Raw genomic sequence first — 19,961 nt, 5'->3', positions numbered from 1 at the left:
GAACGTTCACCCTTTAATTGCCTAACCCACTTGTCCATCGCAGATTTACTTACATTCAGGGATTCAGCCGCTTCTTTTACGGTGTGATCACCATCAACAACTAATTGCGCTGCTTCAAGTTTAAATTTTGCTGAAAATGTCGGTCTTGTTTGTTTGGTCATTTTGTCACCTAAGTAGTATGAGATGCATAATAACACCTCTAATTAGGTGGCCAAATTAACTATGCCACTTCATTCTAAAGGGGGTCTGTTTTGTGCCTAGCTCATATATAAGTAAAGTCTTGGTATAACAGGGTTAAATCACGTATAGGTGGGGGAGGGGCGTTTATTGGTGCTAGTGAAATCCAGTAGATAATTCGACCAATCGATAGAGACAAAAAAGCCCTAACCGAAGTTAGGGCTGCTTGCTTCCTACGAAGGAATGGTGCCGACTGCCAGAATTGAACTGCTGCACTTTTTGAGTTACTAATTCAATCGTGGGCTAGTTGTCACTTCAAGTTAAGTAAATTACGGGCAATAAAAAAGCCTCGACATAAATGCTGAGGCTTATTACATTCTCAAAGAGAATAAATGGTGCCGACTGCCAGAATTGAACTGCTGCACTTTTTGAGTTACTGATTCAATCAGTGGGGTAGTTGCTTACTTCAAGTAGAGTGAATTTCAGCCAATAAAAAAGCCTCAACATAAATGCTGAGGCTTATTACATTCTCAAAGAGAATAAATGGTGCCGACTGCCAGAATTGAACTGCTGCACTTTTTGAGTTACTGATTCAATCAGTGGCTAGTTGTCACTTCAAGTTAAGTAAATTACGGGCAATAAAAAAGCCTCAACATAAATGCTGAGGCTTATTACATTCTCAAAGAGAATAAATGGTGCCGACTGGCAAAGTCGAACTGCTGGGGTTATATGAGTTACTGATTCAATCAGTAGTACAACTAGATAAACTCCAGACGAAAAAAAACCTTAACATTGCTGTTAAGGTTTCGTTTCTTCCTTGCGGAATAAATGGTGCCGACTGCCGGAATCGAACTGGCGACCTACTGATTACAAGTCAGTTGCTCTACCAACTGAGCTAAGTCGGCACACAAAACTGTGTGCAGTATTTAATGCTAATTTAATAAATTTAAATACTCTGGCACCGAAATAATACTTATATTATTAATTAAATAATAGATGAGTAGTACTTCTGTAAAATGGTGCCCCGACCCGGATTTGAACCAGGGACACGAGGATTTTCAATCCTCTGCTCTACCAACTGAGCTATCGGGGCTTAACATGTTTAACTTGGCTGCAATCGCTGCCTCGTTAAGACGGGGCGTATTAAACTGTTTTTCCTTTACCCCGTCAACTGTTTTTACTAAGTTTTTTATAAAAAAGTGTTTGTTTGCTGTTTTTTACAGCAAATATGTTTTGGTAGCACTTTTTATCAACGATAACGAGCTATAAAATAAGCAAGCCAGTGTAATGGGAATTATTAAAGGTGATTATTTACTCGGTGGCACATAACCTTCAATTTCAGGTTCTTTGCCTTCAAAGAGGTAAGCAACCATGGCAGTTTCTAAAAAAGCACGGTCATCAGCATTCATCATATTCATTTTTTTCTCATTAATAATCATGGTTTGTTTCTTTTGCCAGATTTTCCAAGCTTCTTGAGAAATATTATCAAAAATGCGTTTACCTATTTCACCAGGGTAAAGTTGAAAGCCTAGACCTTCAGCTTCTTTTTTAAGGCTTTGACAAAATACTGTGCGACTCATAATGGCTTCTCTTCTCTATATTAGGTAGTAGTTAAATTAGCGGTAGTTAATTGCTAAGTAAAGTAAGTAGTTTTTGTGTAGCAGCCGCTAAGCCGACACTTAATTCTTGGTGTAAATCATACCACTTTTGCTGATTAGGTTCGTTTATTTCTACTGCATCAAGTTGCTGGCAGTCCACGACCACAGGGGTAATATCTAAATGAAAGTGACTAAAAGTATGCCTAAACTCTGTTAGGGTTTGTGATGAAAGCGCTTTAAGTGACAAACTCGCCATTAAATCATCAATTTCACTTAGCTCATCAACCTCATGAAAACACCATAAACCGCCCCAAATCCCCACAGGTGGGCGCTTTTCCATTAGTACTTTATCGCAGTGTTCATTTTGTATTCTAGGAATGACCATAATGGTTCTTTTCTCAGGAATTTTTTTCTTCGGTTTTTTCTGAGGGAAGTTCATTTGCTGCTCACCAGCCTTGGCCAAACAGCTTTGCTCAACAGGGCAAAGCTCACAACTGGGTTTGCTGCGTGTACATACCGTTGCACCGAGATCCATCATTGCTTGGTTGAAGCTGTCGGTTTCGATGCTAGGGGTTAATTGTTCACTTAATAACCACAAGGCTTTATCAAATTTACTTAAACCGTTATAGCCCTCAACTAAATAGCTACGGGCAAGTACTCGTTTAACATTACCGTCTAAAATAGGATGATGTTGCTTTAGGGATAAGCTTAAAATGGCGCCAGCGGTTGAACGACCAATGCCTGGCAATGCAATAACTTGCTCAATTTCTATCGGAAAATGTCCGGAAAAATCATTGACCATAATTTTGGCGGCTTTATGTAAGTTACGAGCTCTAGCGTAATAACCTAAGCCGGTCCAATGATGTAAAACCACATCTTCATCGGCATTTGCCAAGTCAGTAATGGTCGGAAAACTTGCCATAAAACGTTGGTAGTATGGGATAACTGTCGTAACTTGTGTTTGTTGTAACATTACCTCAGAAATCCACACACGATATGGGGTTTTATCTTGTTGCCAAGGGAAGTGCTTTCGACCTTGTTGGTGATACCAACTGACGACTTGCTGGCCAAATTTTTCAGCTGATTTGGCTGATATTGCTATAGGATTATTCATAGCGCGCAGTGTAACTAAATAATGTGCTGAGCTCAAATAGGCAAATTCGCATCTTGGTGGACTTGGGTATATAATATCGCCTTTAAAATTCGCTCTGTTAAAAAATTGGCATAGCGCTAGGCAAAATAAGGCTTTATTATGAAAGTTACCGCAAAAAATCGTAGTCGACGTATCCGTAAAAAAATGCGTGTTGATGAGTTTCAAGAATTAGGCTTTGATGTTGCTTGGCAATTAAAAGATGGCATAAACGGTGATGAACTTGATGCCTTTATCGATAAGTTTTTTGCCGAGGCTATCCAACCAAATGGTTTAGGTTTTGGCGGTGAAGGTGATACTTTATGGCATGGCCTGATTTGTACACAAGCACTAGGCTCTTGTACTGATGAAAACCGTACTGCGGTTGAAAAATGGCTAACTGATAACGGCGCTACATCAGTAGCAGTAAGCGAGCTGTACGATGTTTGGTGGGCTGAATAGTCTTATTCGTTATAAATGATTTTTATACAGCATTGTCGGCGTTATTCATTACCATTACTTATGTCCCATAAGCGCAGGCACTGAATATCTTGACGGCTTTGTCTAAAAGCCATTTATTTAGAATAACGAACTAACTTTATATAGCTACATCCCGTTAAATGTTATTAGTAGCCTAAGTGATTGATAAAAACTAAGTTTTGCTGATGTGAAAAAACAAGCTTCACCAACATGACGCTACAGGATGTAGCTTATTAGACAATGCATGGAGCATATTGTCCTGATGTTGGTGTAGAGCGGCCATGGATGGCTTCATAGCGTCTTGTTGCTCGCTTAGCAACACTTATGACCAACAGAGTCTTTTTTGATAAAGAAAACTTATGACTGAAAAAAAAGAAAAAACACATAAAACCATAGAGCAAGCCGAGCAAGAAGGTAAGTACATTCGTAAAGTTCGTAGTTTTGTTAAACGCGAAGGTCGCTTAACAAAAAATCAACAACGTTCGATTGACGATCATTGGCAAGATATGGGTCTCAACCATAGTGATGGTCTTATTGATAGCCAAGTAGTATTTGCTAATGCTAACCCTGTGGTTTTAGAGATTGGTTTTGGTATGGGGAAGTCTTTAGTTGAAATGGCTCAAGCAGCACCAGATACAAACTTTATTGGCATTGAAGTACATAAGCCAGGTGTCGGCGCTTGTATTTCATCGGCCATTGCCGCTGGGGTTAGTAATTTAAAAATTTTTGACCATGATGCTATTGATATTTTAGCGGACTGTATTGCTGACGGAACTTTAACAACGGTGCAATTGTTTTTTCCTGATCCATGGCATAAGAAAAAGCACCATAAACGCCGCATTGTTTCTGCTGAGTTTGTTGAAACTATCCGACAAAAATTAAAAGTCGGTGGTGTCTTTCATATGGCGACCGATTGGGAAAATTATGCAGAATGTATGTTAGCAGATATGCAAAGTGCTCAAGGTTATAACAATGTGTCTGCCTCAAATGATTATGTACCACGTCCTGAATCTCGCCCGTTAACTAAATTTGAAAACCGTGGTCAACGACTAGGGCATGGTGTTTGGGATTTACAATTTGCTAAAAAGGCTTAAATTTTATCAGTTAAACCTTTGTCCATTTAGCTTGCTTGGTCTTCGTTTTGACTAGGAGAGGGTAAATATTGGCGCTCAATGAAAAATAAGTGTTGGGCGTTACGTAAATTTCCGCTGTCGATTAACCATTGTTGGTCAATGATTTCACGTGCTAAAGCAGCATGCAATATGCGGCTTTTATATTGAGTCCAATAAAGTAATGTTGCTGCTTGATGGCAATCATTGTTAGGTTGCTGCTCAGTGCGTGTTATTGCTAACTCTGCAATAATATTAGCAATAACTTTAGCTTTTAACTCGCTATCAATATGTTGCTTAAAGCGAGTAAACCTTTTGGCTTTAACTAATTGCCACATTAACCAAACCAAAGACAGTAACGCCAGTATGGCGATAATTTCCATGTGTTTTTCCTGTTTAAATAATGATGGCTATCATAGCATCTCTGCTTAGTTATTTACCTAGCCAACTAGATAAAATGAATGATAAAGAGATTACACTTGGTTACACTGTTATTAATTTAATAACAGACGGGTTTTTTTTCAATGAGCAGAGCTTTTATATTTATTTGTGTTTTATTCTTAAGTGGTTGTGTAACACCAAGCCAAGCCTATCAAGTAAAAGAAAATTCAATTCAAAAATTATATAAGAAGGTCAACCCTTCAGTAGTTGAGTTACATGTGCAGTCATTAGCTGACCCCAAAATTGGTCAGGTGGCTTATAAAGCACAAACTGCTAATTCTTTGGGCTCAGGTGCTTTAGTTAGTCGCGAAGGTCGAATTTTAACTGCTGCGCATGTTGTTGATAAAGCCACTTCAATTGAAGTGATATTTGCTGACGGTACCAAAACTACTGGCCATGTTGTTTGGGTAGAGCCATTAATTGATTTAGCCATGATTCAAGCCGGTAAGGTACCTAGTACAGCAAAGCCATTGAAATTAGCTAAAGCTAACGATTATCAAATTGGTGAGCAAGTTATTGTTATTGGTGCGCCTTTTGGTGTTAGTCATAGTTTATCTGTCGGTTATTTAAGTGGTATTCGTGATGGTAGTGCCATACCGGGTAGCACCTTAGTACCGCGCTTATTGCAAACCGATGCCTCAATTAACCAAGGTAACTCAGGTGGGCCAATGTTTAACCTCAATGGTGAAATAATTGGCATTGTTAGCCATATCTTGTCAAAAAGTGGTGGCAGTAATGGCCTCGGCTTTGTTATCTCTGTTGATACCATACGTCATATAATTGATAGCGATCCAGGTACATTCTCTGGTTTTATTCCACTGTTACTTAATAAAAAACAGTCTTACGTTCTTAATAACGCCGCTGGGCATGGTATGTTAATTCAACATGTTATTCCTGGTACTTTAGCAGATAAACTCGGTTTTAAAGGCGGTAGCATGAGTGTAGTTATGGGTCGTAACCATATTTTACTTGGTGGTGATATAGTACTGGAAGTGGCCGGTCGTGCTATAACTGATTTGGCCTCAGTGGTGAAAATTAAGAAGCACCTTGCTAACTTTGAAAAAGGCGATAGAGTGACTTTTAAATATTTACGTAATGGCCAATTAAAAGAAACCTACTGGATCGTTGAATAATAGCTAGCGTCTTTGCTTTAAAAAAGACTAAAAAGTAAACGTCAGATAAGCTCCCTGCCGTTTTTTAGCTAATTTAAACGCTAAAGTACATTTTTTAATGGTGTTCTATTAATGACTCTTTATAATGGTCGCTAATATTGTTCGGAAGCATTTTATGAATATAGTCTATAAAACAAGAACGCAGCTAGTGGTTGAAACTCTTCGAGAGAAAATTCTTAGCGGTGAATTAAAGGCGGGTGAGTCACTTCGTCAAGCGGCGTTGGCGACCGATTTAAATGTCAGTCGTATTCCTGTCAGGGAGGCGCTACTGCAACTTGAAGGTGAAGGCCTAGTTATCTTTGAACCGCATAAAGGTGCAACAGTAACAGAGCTTAATGCTAAACATGCGGATGAACTTTTTGAATTGCGATCTATGCTTGAAGGGCATTTGTTGGCTGCATCATTACCGTTATTAACCCGTGAAAAATTAACGGAAGCGGGTGAAATCTTAGCTGAATTAGATAAAGCACTGGGTAAAGAAAATGCTGCTAATACCTGGAGTGAGCTTAATTCACGTTATCACAACTGTTTATATTCAGCAGCTAAGCGTCCACAAACACAAGATTTAGTCAATATTTTAAATAAAAATGCAGATAGGTACATTCGTATGCATTTATTGTGGGCTGGTGGTATTTCAAAAGCGGGACCTGAGCACAAGCAGTTACTCTCCTATTGTAAAACAGGTGATATAGATAAAGCTGTTGCCGTATTAAAACACCATATTTTAAGTTCTAAAGATGAAATTGTGGCCTTTTTAGAGCAACGCGAAGCAACAGGTAGCTAATTTAGCTCAGAGACGCAGTTTTTTTGCTTGTTTTTGTGGTAAAAATAAGCAAATATTGACTTTTTCCCTCTATATTTATAGTATTCCCGCCCCTTAAAATCACAGAAAACTTGCTTGTTTTTGTCTATGCTTAGTGTTGATTAAGTGTAAAGGAAATCGGCTCGCCAATTCGAATCCGCAATATTTTTCACCTCGGTGTTAGGTCTTGCGTTAAACCCAATGAGATAAAAATGTTTGAATTACACGCCAGTAAAGTGTCTAACCTGAAAAATGATGTATTGTCGGGCCTAACCGTTGCTCTAGCACTAGTGCCTGAAGCGATAGCTTTTGCCTTTGTTGCCGGTGTTGGCCCATTAGTTGGTTTATATGCCGCCTTTATAGTCGGTTTAATTACCGCTGTGTTTGGTGGTCGCCCAGGAATGATCTCTGGTGCAACGGGTGCTATGGCTGTGGTTATGGTGAGTTTAGTTGCCATTTATGGTGTTGAATACTTATTTGCCACTGTTGTGCTCACCGGTATTTTACAAATATTGGCCGGGGTATTTAAGATGGGTAAGTTTATCCGTCTGGTGCCGCATCCAGTAATGTTAGGTTTTGTTAACGGTTTAGCCATTGTTATCTTCTTAGCACAACTTGGACAATTTAAAATAACCAATGCTGCGGGTGAACTTGAGTGGATGCAGGGCGCGCCGCTGTATACCATGGCAGGTTTAATTATTCTTACCATGGCTATTATTCATTTCCTTCCTAAATTAACTAAAGCCGTACCTTCTACCTTGGTGGCTATTGTCGGAGTTTCTTTCTTAGTCTTGGGACTTGGCCTTGAAACCAAACTGGTTGGTGATGTTGCCTCTATTGCGGGCGGTTTGCCAACTTTCTCAATTCCACAAGTACCTTTTTCACTTGAAACGTTAAAAATTATCTTCCCTTATGCCTTAGTTCTTGCGGCAATTGGTTTAATTGAATCTTTATTAACACTGACCTTAATTGATGAATTAACGGGCACCCGTGGCCGTAGTAATAAAGAATGTATTGCTCAGGGCGCCGCGAATACGGTAACCGGATTTTTCGGTGGTATGGGGGGCTGTGCCATGATAGGCCAGTCGATGATCAACGTAAATTCTGGTGGTCGTGGTCGAGCATCAGGCATTACCGCTGCGTTAGCGTTATTAGGTTTTATCTTATTTGCCTCTGGTTTAATTGAGCAAATACCATTAGCAGCACTTGTTGGAGTAATGTTCATTGTGGTTATCGGTACCTTTGAATGGTCAAGTTTACGTATTTTAGGTAAGGTGCCTAAAGCCGATGCTTTTGTGCTCATCTTGGTTTCAGCGGTCACGGTTTATTCAGATCTAGCGATAGCCGTTATAGTAGGTGTTATTGTCTCAGCACTCGTTTTTGCTTGGGAACATGCCAAACATATAGCGGTTACTCGTAGTGTCGATGAAAACGGCTCAACGGTATATGAAGTTAATGGACCGATATTTTTTGGTTCAATTGCTAACTTCCTTGAGCAATTTAGTCCAGAGAAAGACAGTGACGATGTTATTGTTGACTTTAAAAATGCCCGGGTTGTTGACCACTCAGCAATCGAAGCCATTGATACGCTAGCTGAGCGTTATTTGTCGCGTAACAAAACCATGCATTTAAAACACTTAAACCAAGAGTGTAAGCAATTGCTAGATAAAGCCGGTAAGTTAGTTGAGCTTAACGTAATTGAAGACCCTGATTATCATATCGTTAGTGATAAGTTGGCTTAGTCGTTAAATTGCCTCCTTAGGGGTAATAGCCACTAGCTGTTATAAAAAATGCGCTGATAAGTTATACTTAACTTACCGCGCATTTTTTTTATTTGTTTTTTAGTTATACCATTTTGTTAAGTTTGTGATTTTTTTGTGCATAGAGAAAATAAATCAGGGCAAGGCGCCCGATTGAATAATAGCTGGCTATTGAGATTGAGAGTAACGCGGCCTTGGCGTATTTTAACCAGCACAAGTAAGCAATAATTTAATAACATTAGTATTGTGAGGGTTAAGTGCAATTAGAGTTCTTTGAAGTTCCTAGCCCCTGTGTCAGTATTTGTGAGTCTGATGAAAAAGGCCACTGTCGAGGTTGTATGCGCTCGCGTAATGAACGACAAGAATGGGGCAACTTTACTAACGATGAGAAACAAAAAGTAATCAAACGTTGCCTACAACGTAAAAAACGTAAATTAAATCAGCAAAAGGTCAAACAAGCTGAACCAGTTATTGAGCCTATCGTTGCCGCTGATTTACAACCCTCCTTGCTTGACCCTCCCCGCGAAATAAAGCCCGCACAAAATACTGACTTAGACTTTAGTGAGTTTGAGCTGTAATATTGTTAGTTATACTTCCGTTTTTTTGGAATAACTTTGAGTAATTCAACGTGTTAATATTAGTTCGATTTTTTTAATTTAATACTACTTTATTCAAGGATGAATCCATGCGTTCAAATTTTGTTTTATCAATTTTTTTCTTATTGTTAACGGCGTGCAGCCATAAGCAAAGTAGCTTAGCTCTTATGACAGACAAAAACCTTAGCCAGCAACTCGTAGCAAATCACCTCGCCATTAATGTCGATAGCTCTGGGCAGCTTGAAAAGCAAGATTTAGCCGCATTTGCAAAAAAAATTTAAAATGTCAGGATTTTAGCTTTAGGTGAACAAACTCATGGCGCGGGTAGTGTCTTTACCTTGAAAATAGATTTGATAAAATATTTACATCAACATCATGGTTTTGATTTGTTTATTTTAGAAAGTGGCATGTATGATGTGCGTGAAATCATGCAACAAGCTAATGCTGGCAAATCAATAAAAAAATTAGCGCCAGGTAATATTTTTTATATGTATGCTAACAGTAAGGAAGTTACGCCTTTATTTGATTATGTTAACGAACAGCTAAATACCGACAATCCATTGCTTATGGTCGGCTTTGACAGCCAGCATACCGGTGGGCTATCTTTGGCGGGCCTTGTTACAGATTTAACGAAAGCACAAGAAGATATTGATAACACTTGGGTCCATAGTCCTAATTGGCAAGTGTTTTGCCAGCACATCCAACAAGTACTGCAAGGCTCCAATGTCCGCTTGTCCTTAGTACAAGAAACGTTGTTTTTTAGTCAACTCGATACCCTAGCAAGTAATTTTCACTTGCACGGTAATGGTTTTTGGTACCGTATAACCAAAGAGCTGGTCGCTCAAGCTAAAAGACAATGGCAACTTGCTGATAACCGTAGTGAGCAAATGGGTGAAAATATTAAATGGTGGGCAGAGCAATACCCAGATAAGAAAATCATAGTTTGGGCGCATTCTTGGCATTTAACTAAAGAGGGAAATAAGCAAGTAAATGCCGGAAAAGTGGTTAGTGAAGCCTTTGGTGATGCCTATTACATGGTACATTTTAGCGGTGAGCAAGGGCAATATTTAAGTTATATTGATTTGAAAAATAAAGAGCTCACTACGTTAAAGTAAAACTCAGTAGAACAACTTTTTAAGCAAGAGACATCCTCAGCGATTAATTATATTGAAAATAAAGGCTTGCCACTGCAAGGAAGTACTATCGAAGCTTTTACTAATGACTATCAACAGATACTTGCTGCAAGTGAATGGTCCACTTATTGGGATGGTATGTTTATCCTCAAAGAAATAACGCCGGCAACCTACCAGCAATAAACTCTGTAGCTTAGCTAATTTCTGTGTCTAGTTAGTATTAGTTGGGTCTTAGTTGCTTTAGGGTGATAATTGTACACTTATTTAGCGGTAATGTATTAATAGCATATTAAATTAAACTTTCAGCTAATTATTGTTATAAAACGGTTGCCACTGATAATTTTTAACTATATTATACACGCTCTTTAGAGAGTTGCTCTCAGATAAGAAGCCCCGATAGCTCAGTTGGTAGAGCAGAGGATTGAAAATCCTCGTGTCCCTGGTTCAAATCCGGGTCGGGGCACCATATAAAGATAAAGCCTCAGCACTACTAATTATAAATAGTAATGCTGAGGCTTTTTTCGTTGCTAAAGCTTAAACTTTATAAATTCTATATAAAGTCTGGCACGGAGCCCACGCCTCTTTAACACTCAGTCACTAAACCTCAGTCAAAAAAAAGCAGCAGTATGTGTAACTCAACTGCTGCTTTAGTTAATACCTAGAGTTGCTTTTTTTAAAGCTGTGCCTTTAAAGAGAAGAGTAAATCTAACGCTTGTCTCGGGCTTAAATCATTCACATCGGTATCGCTAAGAGTGGTTAGCACTGGGTGCTCATCTGGCGCTAAACTGAGTTGTTCAAAAGCATCACTTTGAATGGGCGAAGCGGTTAACTGGTTCGATGTTTGCTGTTGCTCTAATTCGGCTAACCGTTGTTTTGCCCGCTTAATTACCGTTTTTGGCACACCCGCTAGTTGTGCTACTTGTAAGCCAAAACTTTTACTTGCTGCCCCTTCTTGTACTGCATGCATGAATATAATGCTATCGTCATGTTCCATAGCATCTAGGTGGACATTAGCAAGGGTATCAATTTGCTCTGCTAACAGAGTTAATTCGAAATAATGGGTGGCAAACAGGGTAAAAGCTTTGGTTTTAAGTGCCAGCATTTCTGCACACGCCCATGCTAGTGATAAGCCATCGTAGGTGCTGGTGCCACGACCTATCTCATCAAGTAATACTAAACTTCTATCGGTAGCGTTATGCAATATATTGGCGGTTTCAGTCATTTCAACCATAAAGGTTGAACGGCCACTGGCTAAATCATCTGAGGCGCCAATGCGAGTAAATATTCTATCTACTATGCCAATGGTGGCACTGTCCGCGGGGACATAACAACCGATATGGGCAAGTAAAACAATTAGTGCTGTTTGCCGCATATAAGTTGATTTACCACCCATGTTTGGTCCGGTGATGATCAGCATTTTCCGTTGCTCAGTTAACAAAATCGGGTTAGCGATAAAGGCATTAGGGGTCATTTGCTCAACGACAACATGGCGACCGGCATCAATACTAATACCTGCCTCGGCCACCAAGCTGGGCTTGACATAGTTTAGCGCTAATGCGCGCTCTGCGAAGGTGGTTAACACATCAAGCTCGGCAATGGCTTGGCTTAATTGTTGTAATTCCGCTAAATCTGGCATGACTTTATCGAATAATTCTTGATAGAGTGATTTTTCTAAGGCTAAGAATTTACTTCGTGCGCTCAGCACCTTATGTTCATGCTCTTTTAATTCTTCGGTAATAAAACGTTCATTATTTTTTAATGTCTGACGACGGATATAATCATCAGGTACATTAGCTGCAGCGGTGCGGCTCATTTCAATAAAAAAGCCATGGACCTTGTTATAGCCAACTTTTAGTGAGTGAATGCCGGTACGCTCTTTTTCGCGTTGTTCAAGCTGCTTTAAAAACTCGGTGGCGCCATCACTTAAATCTCGCAATACATCGAGATCTGTATTATATCCAGGCGCGATAACACCGCCATCACGGATAAGTACGGGTGGGTTTTCGATAATGGCATGTTCAAGCAAAGCTTGTAACTGCGGCATTGGTTGGCTTTGCTGTGCTAGGGTGTGTAAGTAACTTGGTTTAGCTAAGGTTAACTCTCTTTGCAGCTCAGGCAATTGTTGTAGCGCATGTCGTAAACGGGCAAAATCTCGTGGTCGTGCCGAGCGTAAGGCTATTCTCGAGACAATACGTTCAATGTCGCCCAAGCCTTTTAATATTGGCTGAATTGGTGTGATTAGATCTAATGCTATGATATCACTTACCGTATCTTGGCGATTATTAAGCACGGTTAAGTCGCGTAATGGGAAGTGTAACCAACGTTTCAGTAAACGCGAACCCATTGGCGTGCAGGATTTATCTAAAATGGCGGCAAGGGTGTTATCAAGTCCACCTTGCAAGTTTTGCGTTAGCTCTAAATTTCGTCTGGTAGCGGCATCAAGCACGACACCATTATTTGCCGATTCACAGATAATGGCACGAATATGGGGTAGGGCAGTGCGTTGAGTATCTTGAACATATTGAAATAAACAACCCGCTGCGGCAAGGCCTAATGGCTTATCATCAACACCAAAGCCGGTTAATTCTTTAGTATCGAACTGTTTATTTAACAAACTGATGGCGGTATCGAGATCAAACTCCCATTCGGGGCGACGACGTAAACCTTTTCTTTGCTCGATTAAACTAAAATCTTGTAGCGATTCGCTGTAGAGTAATTCTGCAGGAGATAACCTTTGCAGTTCAGCTAGTAGTTGTTCACTGGTTTGTGGCTCAGTCAAGACAAAGCGGCCACTGGCCATATCTAAATAAGCCAGACCAAAAGCGGGTGCTGCGTTGTTTTTTAGCTTTGCTTGCGGGGATTGATTGTCGACGATGGCGACAATCAGATTATCTTGCCTATCCGTTAGCAGTGCTTCATCACTGAGTGTTCCAGGGGTTATAACCCGTACCACTTTACGCTCAACCGGACCTTTGCTGGTCGCCGGATCGCCTATTTGTTCACAAATAGCGACTGACTCGCCTAACTTGACCAGCTTGGCTAAATAATTTTCAACCGCATGATAAGGTACACCGGCCATTGGAATAGCGTTACCGCCAGTTTTACCTCGAGCAGTAAGGGATATATCCAATAATTCAGAGGCTTTTTTTGCATCATCAAAAAACAACTCATAGAAGTCGCCCATGCGATAAAAGATCAAAATATTTGGAAACTCAGCCTTAATGGTTAAGTACTGGCGCATCATAGGGGTGTGGGATGAAAGATCTTTTATGGCAGTGGTCATGAAATGCTAAAACTCTTATGTTATTACTAGCTAATGATTAGCTTAATACTAGGGATATTTATACCAATTCCACTAAGTTCTTGCCCACTGGTGCTGGTTAAATAGCCCAAGACTATGTTGCTCTCAATCCCAATAGCCAGCTATTGGTCGATCGAGCGCCTTGTCCTGCAATATTTTCCCTAAGCACAACAAGATCACTAACTTAATGCAAGTGGTATTATCGCTAGATTATGCCATAAGCGCGATTAGCATGGCTTAATTTTTTGCTATTTATTGGCGGTAAAATTACTTATCTAGCCATCCAGGTATTAAACAAAGACCAAGCAACCAGCCACATAACTAAGGCAATAATTATATCTATGGTCATTTTTACTTTGGGTCTGCTTAATTGCTTGGAAAGTTTTGCCGCGCCAAGTGCTAAGCAACTGAACCAAGTTAATGAGCCCAATACGCAGCCAATAAGGAAATATACTTTGGCATCATCTGAATATTGGCCACCAACACTGCCAATCACCATAACGGTATCAATGTAGGCATGTGGGTTTAAAAAAGTAACCGCTAAGGTTGTTAAGAAAACAATTTTTGCGGACTTCTTTTTTAATACAGTATCAGGCGTACTTTTACTTTGCGCAAATGCCGACTTCATTGACAGTAAACCATAAACACTGAGAAATATGATGCCACCCCAAGTGAGCATATTAAATAAGGTAGCGTTCTGTGACAGTAAAATACTGCCGCCAAGTACACCTATGCTGATGAGTAAGGCATCATAAAGCACAAAAAGAGCGGCGGTCATTTTGTGATGGTTTTGATTAATACCTTGGTTAATCAACATAGAGTTTTGTGTGCCTATGGGCATTATCATACTCAATGTTAGGGTAAAACCTTTGGCTAAAATTAATAAGCTCATGATGTCCTCGATAAAAATAGTCAGAAAATTTGATAAGTGCTAGTGTGCACTAAGTAAAAGTTTTAATATAATTAATAATTATTAACTATCATTAGTAAAACTTATATAGGGGCGAGGGGATATGGCAAACTTTGATTATAAACATCTTGCGGCATTAGCTGAGGTTATTGAGCAGCAAAGCTTTGAATTAGCGGCACAAAAACTGTTTATCTCCCAATCGGCAATTTCTCAACGAATAAAAGCGCTAGAAGAACATATAGGGCAACCGGTACTTATTCGAAACCAACCCATTGTCGCTACGCTGGCCGGCGAACAAATTCTAAGCCACTTTAAGAAAGTTAAGCAACTTGAGCATGAACTTGTACCAATACTGTATCCGGACAAACCGATAAAACCGATGAAAGTCTCTTTGGCTATTAATGCAGACAGTATTGCAACTTGGTTTATTGATGCCATTACGCCAATACTTAAGAATCACTTAGTGGAATTGAATTTAATTATTGAACATGAAGAGCGGACCTTAGACAAATTACGCAGCGGGCAAGCCATTGGCGCCGTAAGTGTTATTGAACAACCGTTAAAAGGTTATCGCTCTTTTAAACTAGGGAAGATGGAGTATTGCTTGGTGGCTAGTAAAGGTTTTGCGCAAAAATACTTTCCGGATGGGGTGAATCAAAGGTCGTTAACAATGGCGCCAGCGATAAGTTATGATCATAAAGATGATATGCATGTTCGCTATATTGCGAAACACTTTAATTTAGCGGCTAGTGAATATTATTGCCATAGCGTGTGCTCTTCAGAGGCGTTTGTTGCGCTAGTAAAGCAAGATGTTGCTTATTGCTTGTTACCCAAATTACAAATAGAACAAGAGTTAAATTCTGGTCAATTAATCAGTTTATGCCCAGATAAAAAATTAGTAGAAACATTATATTGGCATAGTTGGGTACTGGTAAAAGGTGTTAATAAAAAAATATCCGAGCAAATTGTTAAAATTGGCCGTGAAAAACTAGCACACTAACTTTTTGGCGGTTTATAGTGCTTGCCTAAAATAATGCGACTGTTTATACCCAAGCGACTTCAATATGCTCGTTTCAGGAGAATATGCTCAGGATAATTGCTCCTGCATTATCTAATAAGGTACTTCCTGTACCGTCTGCATTCTCTATTAAGCTGCATCCATGCAGCGTCCTTAATTACCTATGAAACGATGAACATGATTTGCTCAGATGTCCCCGTAGGGGGGGTAGAAACGCTTTATCCATCGTTATTGATTTCGATAATAGAAAATAACTATGCTCTTCAATCAATGCCTTGCCTAAAGGCGTTTCTCATTCCAGCTCAATCCTGCATTTTGAGGTGGCTTGGGTATATATTAGTGTCTGTTAATTTTTTCGATATTACCTTTACAGTATCGTTTGATAGGTAAAAGACTTTGTCTGTGGGAGAAACAGACTGCTTCCTTCTCTGTAAAGGTGATTGCTGATAAAGGGGCTTGTTGAGCCAGTGCCGCTTATCCAGAGTTCAAGCATACTTTATGTCATGATGGCTAAACTTGATAATATGGCAAGGAAAAATAAAACGTTTACATAGCAGATAAATAACCATAGATAATTAAATAGTAACTTTTTTAAATAAAAAAATAAAAAGATATGTTACATTTAAATGTTTATTTATATCAATGATTTAAAAGTGTCTACGTTTTATTTTTTTTCCAGTAAAAAAATAAACATTTAAATGCTTGATACTGTACGGTCATACAGTATACTTGCGTTATTAAATTGAAACCATGAAGATGAAATAGCGATATAATCGCGGAGCAACTATGAAAGACGATAAAGAAAAAGCATTATCTGCTGCCTTAAGCCAAATTGAGAGACAATTCGGTAAAGGGTCAATTATGAAGCTTGGTGATAATACCACTATGGACATAGAAACTATCTCTACCGGCTCTTTAGGTTTGGACATAGCACTAGGTGCGGGTGGTTTACCGTTAGGTCGGGTGGTTGAAATTTATGGTCCAGAGTCAAGTGGTAAAACTACGTTAACTCTTGAGGTTATTGCCTCAGCCCAACGAGAGGGGCGAACCTGTGCTTTTATAGATGCTGAACATGCACTTGATCCTATCTATGCCAAAAAGTTAGGGGTAGATATTGATCAATTACTTATTTCTCAGCCCGATACCGGTGAACAAGCTTTAGAGATTGTTGATATGCTAGCTCGCTCCGGTGCTATTGATGTGATTGTCGTTGATTCTGTTGCGGCTTTAACACCTAAAGCTGAAATTGAAGGTGATATGGGTGATTCTCATATGGGACTTCAGGCTCGAATGATGAGTCAAGCGATGCGTAAATTAACCGGTAATCTTAAAACATCAAACACCATGTTAATTTTCATTAACCAAATTCGCATGAAAATCGGCGTAATGTTTGGTTCTCCTGAAACAACAACCGGTGGTAATGCGTTAAAGTTTTATGCATCTGTTCGTTTAGATATACGTCGTATCGGCGCGGTTAAAAATGGTGATGAAATCATTGGTAATGAAACACGCGTAAAAGTGGTTAAAAATAAAATAGCACCACCATTTAAACAAGCGGAATTTCAAATTATTTACGGTCAAGGCATCAATAGTTTAGGGGAATTAATTGAGTTGGGCGTTAAACATGGCTTTGTTGAAAAAGCCGGTGCTTGGTATAGCTGTAATGGCGAACGTATTGGCCAAGGTAAAGCGAATGCCGCTAAATACCTAGAAGAACATCCTGATATGGCCAAGGATGTTGATACTAAGTTACGTGATATGTTTTTAAACAAAGTGGAAGAAGAAGATAAAGCAGTAGACAAAGTAGACAAAGTAGAAGCAGTAGCAGCTGTCGCTGAATAATTATATTTATCGGCTAAGTAATGGATAAATATAAATAAAAAAAGGTAACCTTAGACCTAAGGTTACCTTTTTTATGCTGGTAAATTGTTAAACAATTTACCAGCATAAATGAACTAGTGGTTGTGACCACAACCCCCTTCACCGTGAACATGGCCATGTTCAAGTTCGTCAGCAGTTGCAGCACGCACTTCAATAATTTCAACATCAAAGCTTAAGTCTAAGCCTGCCAGCGGGTGGTTGCCATCAACGGTAATTTCATCATCTTGTACATCAATAACAATAACCGTTTGTTCACCATCGTCTGTTGAAGCACGCAATTGTGCGCCTAGGGTGAGATCTTCAACACCAGCTAGATCTTCTCTAGGTACCTTTTGCACATAATTTTCATTACGTTCACCGTAAGCTTGTTGACAAGATAGCGCTACTTCAAATTGATCACCCGCTTGGTGATCAATAAGGGCTTCATCTAAGCCAGCAATTAAATAGCCAGTACCTTGAATAATAGCCATAGGCTTATTGTCATATGAACTATCGATTAAAGTACCTTCGCCGTCAGATACGGCATAATGCATAACAACAACATTATGTTTTGCAATTTTCATTTTTTATCCTAATCATTCAAGTATTATGCTTATACAGGGGCAAGGGTATATACCCTTGTTACCTCAAAGTGAAGGGTTCAGCTGGAATTAGATACGTCTTTAGGCAAGGCGTTGATTGACGATAATGGTTATTCCATTGTCGAAATCAAGAACGTAGCATAATGCGTATCTAAACCAGCCCTGCGGGAATTCCTGAGAGGTTCATGCTCATGGTTGCATCTATTTTTAAGGGAGTAACCCTGAATAAAAAGATGCGCCTTAATCACTCAGGATTTCTGAAACTCTTATTTTGAAGTATCGAGGGTATATGGTAATGCTTGCTTTGTTACTACGCTTGCAACTTGTGCAGCGATACGCATGGTAGGCTGGTCAGTATCATTAGTTAAAATCGCTTGTAGGTAACAGTTGCCATCATCGGCTTGATAATAGGCTAGAATATCGCCAGCTTTTCGCCAGTTCTCCCCTAATTGCTTTTGTATTACGTCATCCTCTTGTAGGTCGTGCTCAACTTGGGTATGCAGAGAAAATAGTGCGCGTTTGTTTTTACCTAAATACTGCATTCTAGCGACAGTTTCTTGCCCTAAGTAACAGCCTTTAGTAAAACTAATGCCATTAATGGCTTGTAAGTTAAGCATCTGAGGCACGTAATGGCCGCTAGCGCTGGCAGGTAATATTGGAAATCCTTGGGTTATTTCTAATAAATCCCATACACCTTGTGAAAACATAGGTAGTGCAAATGATTTAATAAGTGATGCCATTGCGGCTGGTTCATCCATGATGATATAGCGAGGCTGTTCACCCGACAGATAAACTAAGCTGGTTGAGTTAATTTGTACTACGGGGTTTAAAGTATCAGGTACTTGAGCGAATTCACGCTGTAATAAAGCACTGGCTTGTTCACCGACTAAGGCGATAAAACTTAAGTTTTGAACTTCTTCAATAGTGACCTTGGCGAAAACAGCAAATTTTTTCAACGCATTAAGTGAGCTGTCAATACTGGCTTTAGGTTGTAATAATAAGAGAGCAGCAGAGCGGTTAATCAATCTGAAAACGGAAAAAACTTTACCCTTAGCGTCACAGTGAGCACCGACAAGTAGGTTTTTCTCTGTGCTGTTATTAACATCACAAGTGACTTGTCCTTGTAAATATTTGCTTTGCTCTTCACCCGATAAGGAGATGGCGCCAAAATTGTTAAGCTCAACAAGAAAGGTACTTGGCAACTGAGTTAGAGAAGGTAATTGTGTGTTGTTTGTTATTGTCATAATGAACTCTATGAACAAGCGCGGAACTAGCTTTGCTTGACGATTAAAGGTTAACTATAGAATAGGGACGAAAATGGTAAAAACAACTAGTGCTTGGATTTATATTAGTGAAAAATGCTGTTTTTAATAGCTGTGCTTGGTGAGTTATTGCTACAATGCCCGTGTGATAATCAATTAAGGATACTTATGTCTGGTAATGACGTTTCAAGCAATACAGTGACACATAATGAAAACTCGGCTAATGTGTTAAAAGTTAATAAGGCTAGGTTGAAGTGGGCATGTCGTCGCGGAATGTTAGAATTAGACGTATTGTTTATTCCTTTTGTTGATGAAGCCTATGATGACTTATCTATAAAAGAGCAGTTCACCTTGGAGCGTTTACTCACTTGCCAAGACCCAGAATTATTTGCATGGTTTATGGGGCATGAAGATTGTGAAGACACAGAACTTAACGCTATTGTGCAAATTATACTCAAACGCGTCAAAGTATAATATTAATGTTCGAAACTCTCGCTATAAGCTAGCAGTATATAGCTTTGTAGTCTTACTCATATGCTTAACTACCCTTGTTAGTACTAGTTTTTATTATCTTTTAGCCCTAGGCGTAGCCTTAATTAGTATAATAGCCC

At 39.4% G+C, this 19,961-nt stretch carries 20 protein-coding genes and 3 tRNA genes; 13 read left to right on the top strand and 10 right to left on the bottom strand.

Annotation, left to right across the window (positions count from 1 at the left end):
• From ASU03_RS14095 to mutY, 5 genes are all read right to left on the bottom strand, one after another.
• Window positions 1–161, bottom strand: a 161-nt coding sequence (locus tag ASU03_RS14095; RefSeq protein ID WP_157465914.1) for a transposase, incomplete at its 3' end; no start/stop codon positions are given.
• Window positions 162–1,006: 845 nt separating this feature from the next.
• Window positions 1,007–1,082: transfer RNA gene (locus ASU03_RS14090), tRNA-Thr, on the bottom strand.
• Between the two features lie 112 nt (window positions 1,083–1,194).
• Window positions 1,195–1,270 (bottom strand) — tRNA-Phe (locus ASU03_RS14085).
• A gap of 214 nt (window positions 1,271–1,484) precedes the next feature.
• Complete coding sequence (locus ASU03_RS14080; RefSeq protein ID WP_057832426.1) at window positions 1,485–1,757, bottom strand: oxidative damage protection protein; 273 nt, start codon at window positions 1,755–1,757, stop codon at window positions 1,485–1,487.
• 46 nt (window positions 1,758–1,803) lie between these two features.
• Window positions 1,804–2,889, bottom strand: a complete 1,086-nt coding sequence (mutY, locus tag ASU03_RS14075; protein WP_057832440.1) for an A/G-specific adenine glycosylase — start codon at window positions 2,887–2,889, stop codon at window positions 1,804–1,806.
• Between the two features lie 138 nt (window positions 2,890–3,027).
• Here mutY and ASU03_RS14070 point away from each other — a divergent pair, with 138 nt between their 5' ends.
• Both ASU03_RS14070 and trmB read left to right on the top strand, forming a co-directional pair.
• Window positions 3,028–3,366 carry a YggL family protein gene (locus ASU03_RS14070; protein WP_057832425.1) on the top strand — a complete coding sequence of 113 codons (339 nt, stop codon included), beginning with the start codon at window positions 3,028–3,030 and terminating at the stop codon, window positions 3,364–3,366.
• A gap of 377 nt (window positions 3,367–3,743) precedes the next feature.
• Window positions 3,744–4,478: a tRNA (guanosine(46)-N7)-methyltransferase TrmB gene (gene trmB / locus ASU03_RS14065; RefSeq protein WP_057832424.1), complete on the top strand. Its 735-nt coding sequence runs from the start codon at window positions 3,744–3,746 to the stop codon at window positions 4,476–4,478.
• A gap of 26 nt (window positions 4,479–4,504) precedes the next feature.
• On the opposite strand, the gene ASU03_RS14060 is transcribed toward trmB, so the two are convergent.
• The gene (locus ASU03_RS14060; RefSeq protein WP_057181958.1) at window positions 4,505–4,876 is read right to left on the bottom strand and encodes a hypothetical protein; all 372 of its coding nucleotides are present in this window, start codon (window positions 4,874–4,876) and stop codon (window positions 4,505–4,507) included.
• A gap of 141 nt (window positions 4,877–5,017) precedes the next feature.
• Here ASU03_RS14060 and ASU03_RS14055 point away from each other — a divergent pair, with 141 nt between their 5' ends.
• From ASU03_RS14055 to ASU03_RS14025, 8 genes are all read left to right on the top strand, one after another.
• Window positions 5,018–6,067, top strand: coding sequence for a S1C family serine protease (locus tag ASU03_RS14055; protein WP_057832423.1), 1,050 nt, complete (start codon window positions 5,018–5,020; stop codon window positions 6,065–6,067).
• Between the two features lie 154 nt (window positions 6,068–6,221).
• The gene (locus ASU03_RS14050) at window positions 6,222–6,890 is read left to right on the top strand and encodes a GntR family transcriptional regulator (RefSeq protein ID WP_057832422.1); all 669 of its coding nucleotides are present in this window, start codon (window positions 6,222–6,224) and stop codon (window positions 6,888–6,890) included.
• Window positions 6,891–7,120: 230 nt separating this feature from the next.
• Window positions 7,121–8,650, top strand: coding sequence for a SulP family inorganic anion transporter (locus ASU03_RS14045; RefSeq protein WP_057832421.1), 1,530 nt, complete (start codon window positions 7,121–7,123; stop codon window positions 8,648–8,650).
• Between the two features lie 275 nt (window positions 8,651–8,925).
• Window positions 8,926–9,246, top strand: a complete 321-nt coding sequence (locus tag ASU03_RS14040) for a DUF1289 domain-containing protein (protein ID WP_057832420.1) — start codon at window positions 8,926–8,928, stop codon at window positions 9,244–9,246.
• 107 nt (window positions 9,247–9,353) lie between these two features.
• A complete protein-coding gene (locus tag ASU03_RS14035; protein ID WP_057832419.1) occupies window positions 9,354–9,545 on the top strand; it encodes a hypothetical protein in 192 nt (63 codons plus the stop codon).
• 57 nt (window positions 9,546–9,602) lie between these two features.
• Window positions 9,603–10,379 carry an erythromycin esterase family protein gene (locus ASU03_RS14030; protein WP_057832418.1) on the top strand — a complete coding sequence of 259 codons (777 nt, stop codon included), beginning with the start codon at window positions 9,603–9,605 and terminating at the stop codon, window positions 10,377–10,379.
• A gap of 66 nt (window positions 10,380–10,445) precedes the next feature.
• Window positions 10,446–10,580 carry a hypothetical protein gene (locus ASU03_RS21825; RefSeq protein ID WP_269433027.1) on the top strand — a complete coding sequence of 45 codons (135 nt, stop codon included), beginning with the start codon at window positions 10,446–10,448 and terminating at the stop codon, window positions 10,578–10,580.
• Between the two features lie 207 nt (window positions 10,581–10,787).
• Window positions 10,788–10,863, top strand: a tRNA-Phe gene (locus ASU03_RS14025).
• 207 nt (window positions 10,864–11,070) lie between these two features.
• Here the strand turns inward: ASU03_RS14025 and mutS are convergent.
• A complete protein-coding gene (mutS, locus tag ASU03_RS14020; RefSeq protein WP_057832417.1) occupies window positions 11,071–13,680 on the bottom strand; it encodes a DNA mismatch repair protein MutS in 2,610 nt (869 codons plus the stop codon).
• Between the two features lie 289 nt (window positions 13,681–13,969).
• On the bottom strand, window positions 13,970–14,590 hold the full coding sequence (locus ASU03_RS14015; protein ID WP_057832416.1) for a LysE/ArgO family amino acid transporter: 621 nt from the start codon (window positions 14,588–14,590) through the stop codon (window positions 13,970–13,972).
• Between the two features lie 121 nt (window positions 14,591–14,711).
• Between ASU03_RS14015 and ASU03_RS14010 the strand changes: the two genes are divergently transcribed.
• Window positions 14,712–15,608: an ArgP/LysG family DNA-binding transcriptional regulator gene (locus ASU03_RS14010; RefSeq protein ID WP_057832415.1), complete on the top strand. Its 897-nt coding sequence runs from the start codon at window positions 14,712–14,714 to the stop codon at window positions 15,606–15,608.
• 804 nt (window positions 15,609–16,412) lie between these two features.
• The gene (recA, locus tag ASU03_RS14005) at window positions 16,413–17,468 is read left to right on the top strand and encodes a recombinase RecA (RefSeq protein ID WP_057832414.1); all 1,056 of its coding nucleotides are present in this window, start codon (window positions 16,413–16,415) and stop codon (window positions 17,466–17,468) included.
• Between the two features lie 113 nt (window positions 17,469–17,581).
• Here recA and ASU03_RS14000 read toward each other — a convergent pair whose 3' ends face one another.
• On the bottom strand, window positions 17,582–18,070 hold the full coding sequence (locus ASU03_RS14000; protein WP_057832413.1) for an FKBP-type peptidyl-prolyl cis-trans isomerase: 489 nt from the start codon (window positions 18,068–18,070) through the stop codon (window positions 17,582–17,584).
• 284 nt (window positions 18,071–18,354) lie between these two features.
• Complete coding sequence (gene ygfZ / locus ASU03_RS13995; protein WP_057832412.1) at window positions 18,355–19,332, bottom strand: tRNA-modifying protein YgfZ; 978 nt, start codon at window positions 19,330–19,332, stop codon at window positions 18,355–18,357.
• A 186-nt stretch (window positions 19,333–19,518) separates the two neighbouring features.
• On the opposite strand from ygfZ, the gene ASU03_RS13990 reads away from it, so the two are divergent.
• Window positions 19,519–19,824 carry an FAD assembly factor SdhE gene (locus ASU03_RS13990; RefSeq protein WP_442855144.1) on the top strand — a complete coding sequence of 102 codons (306 nt, stop codon included), beginning with the start codon at window positions 19,519–19,521 and terminating at the stop codon, window positions 19,822–19,824.
• The last annotated feature ends 137 nt before the right edge of the window (window positions 19,825–19,961 follow it).

It is taken from the genome of Colwellia sp. TT2012 (assembly GCF_001440345.1).
GTDB lineage: Bacteria > Pseudomonadota > Gammaproteobacteria > Enterobacterales > Alteromonadaceae > Colwellia.
Note: the sequence above shows the minus strand (reverse complement) of the source record. Positions and strands in the feature narration are given on the sequence as shown.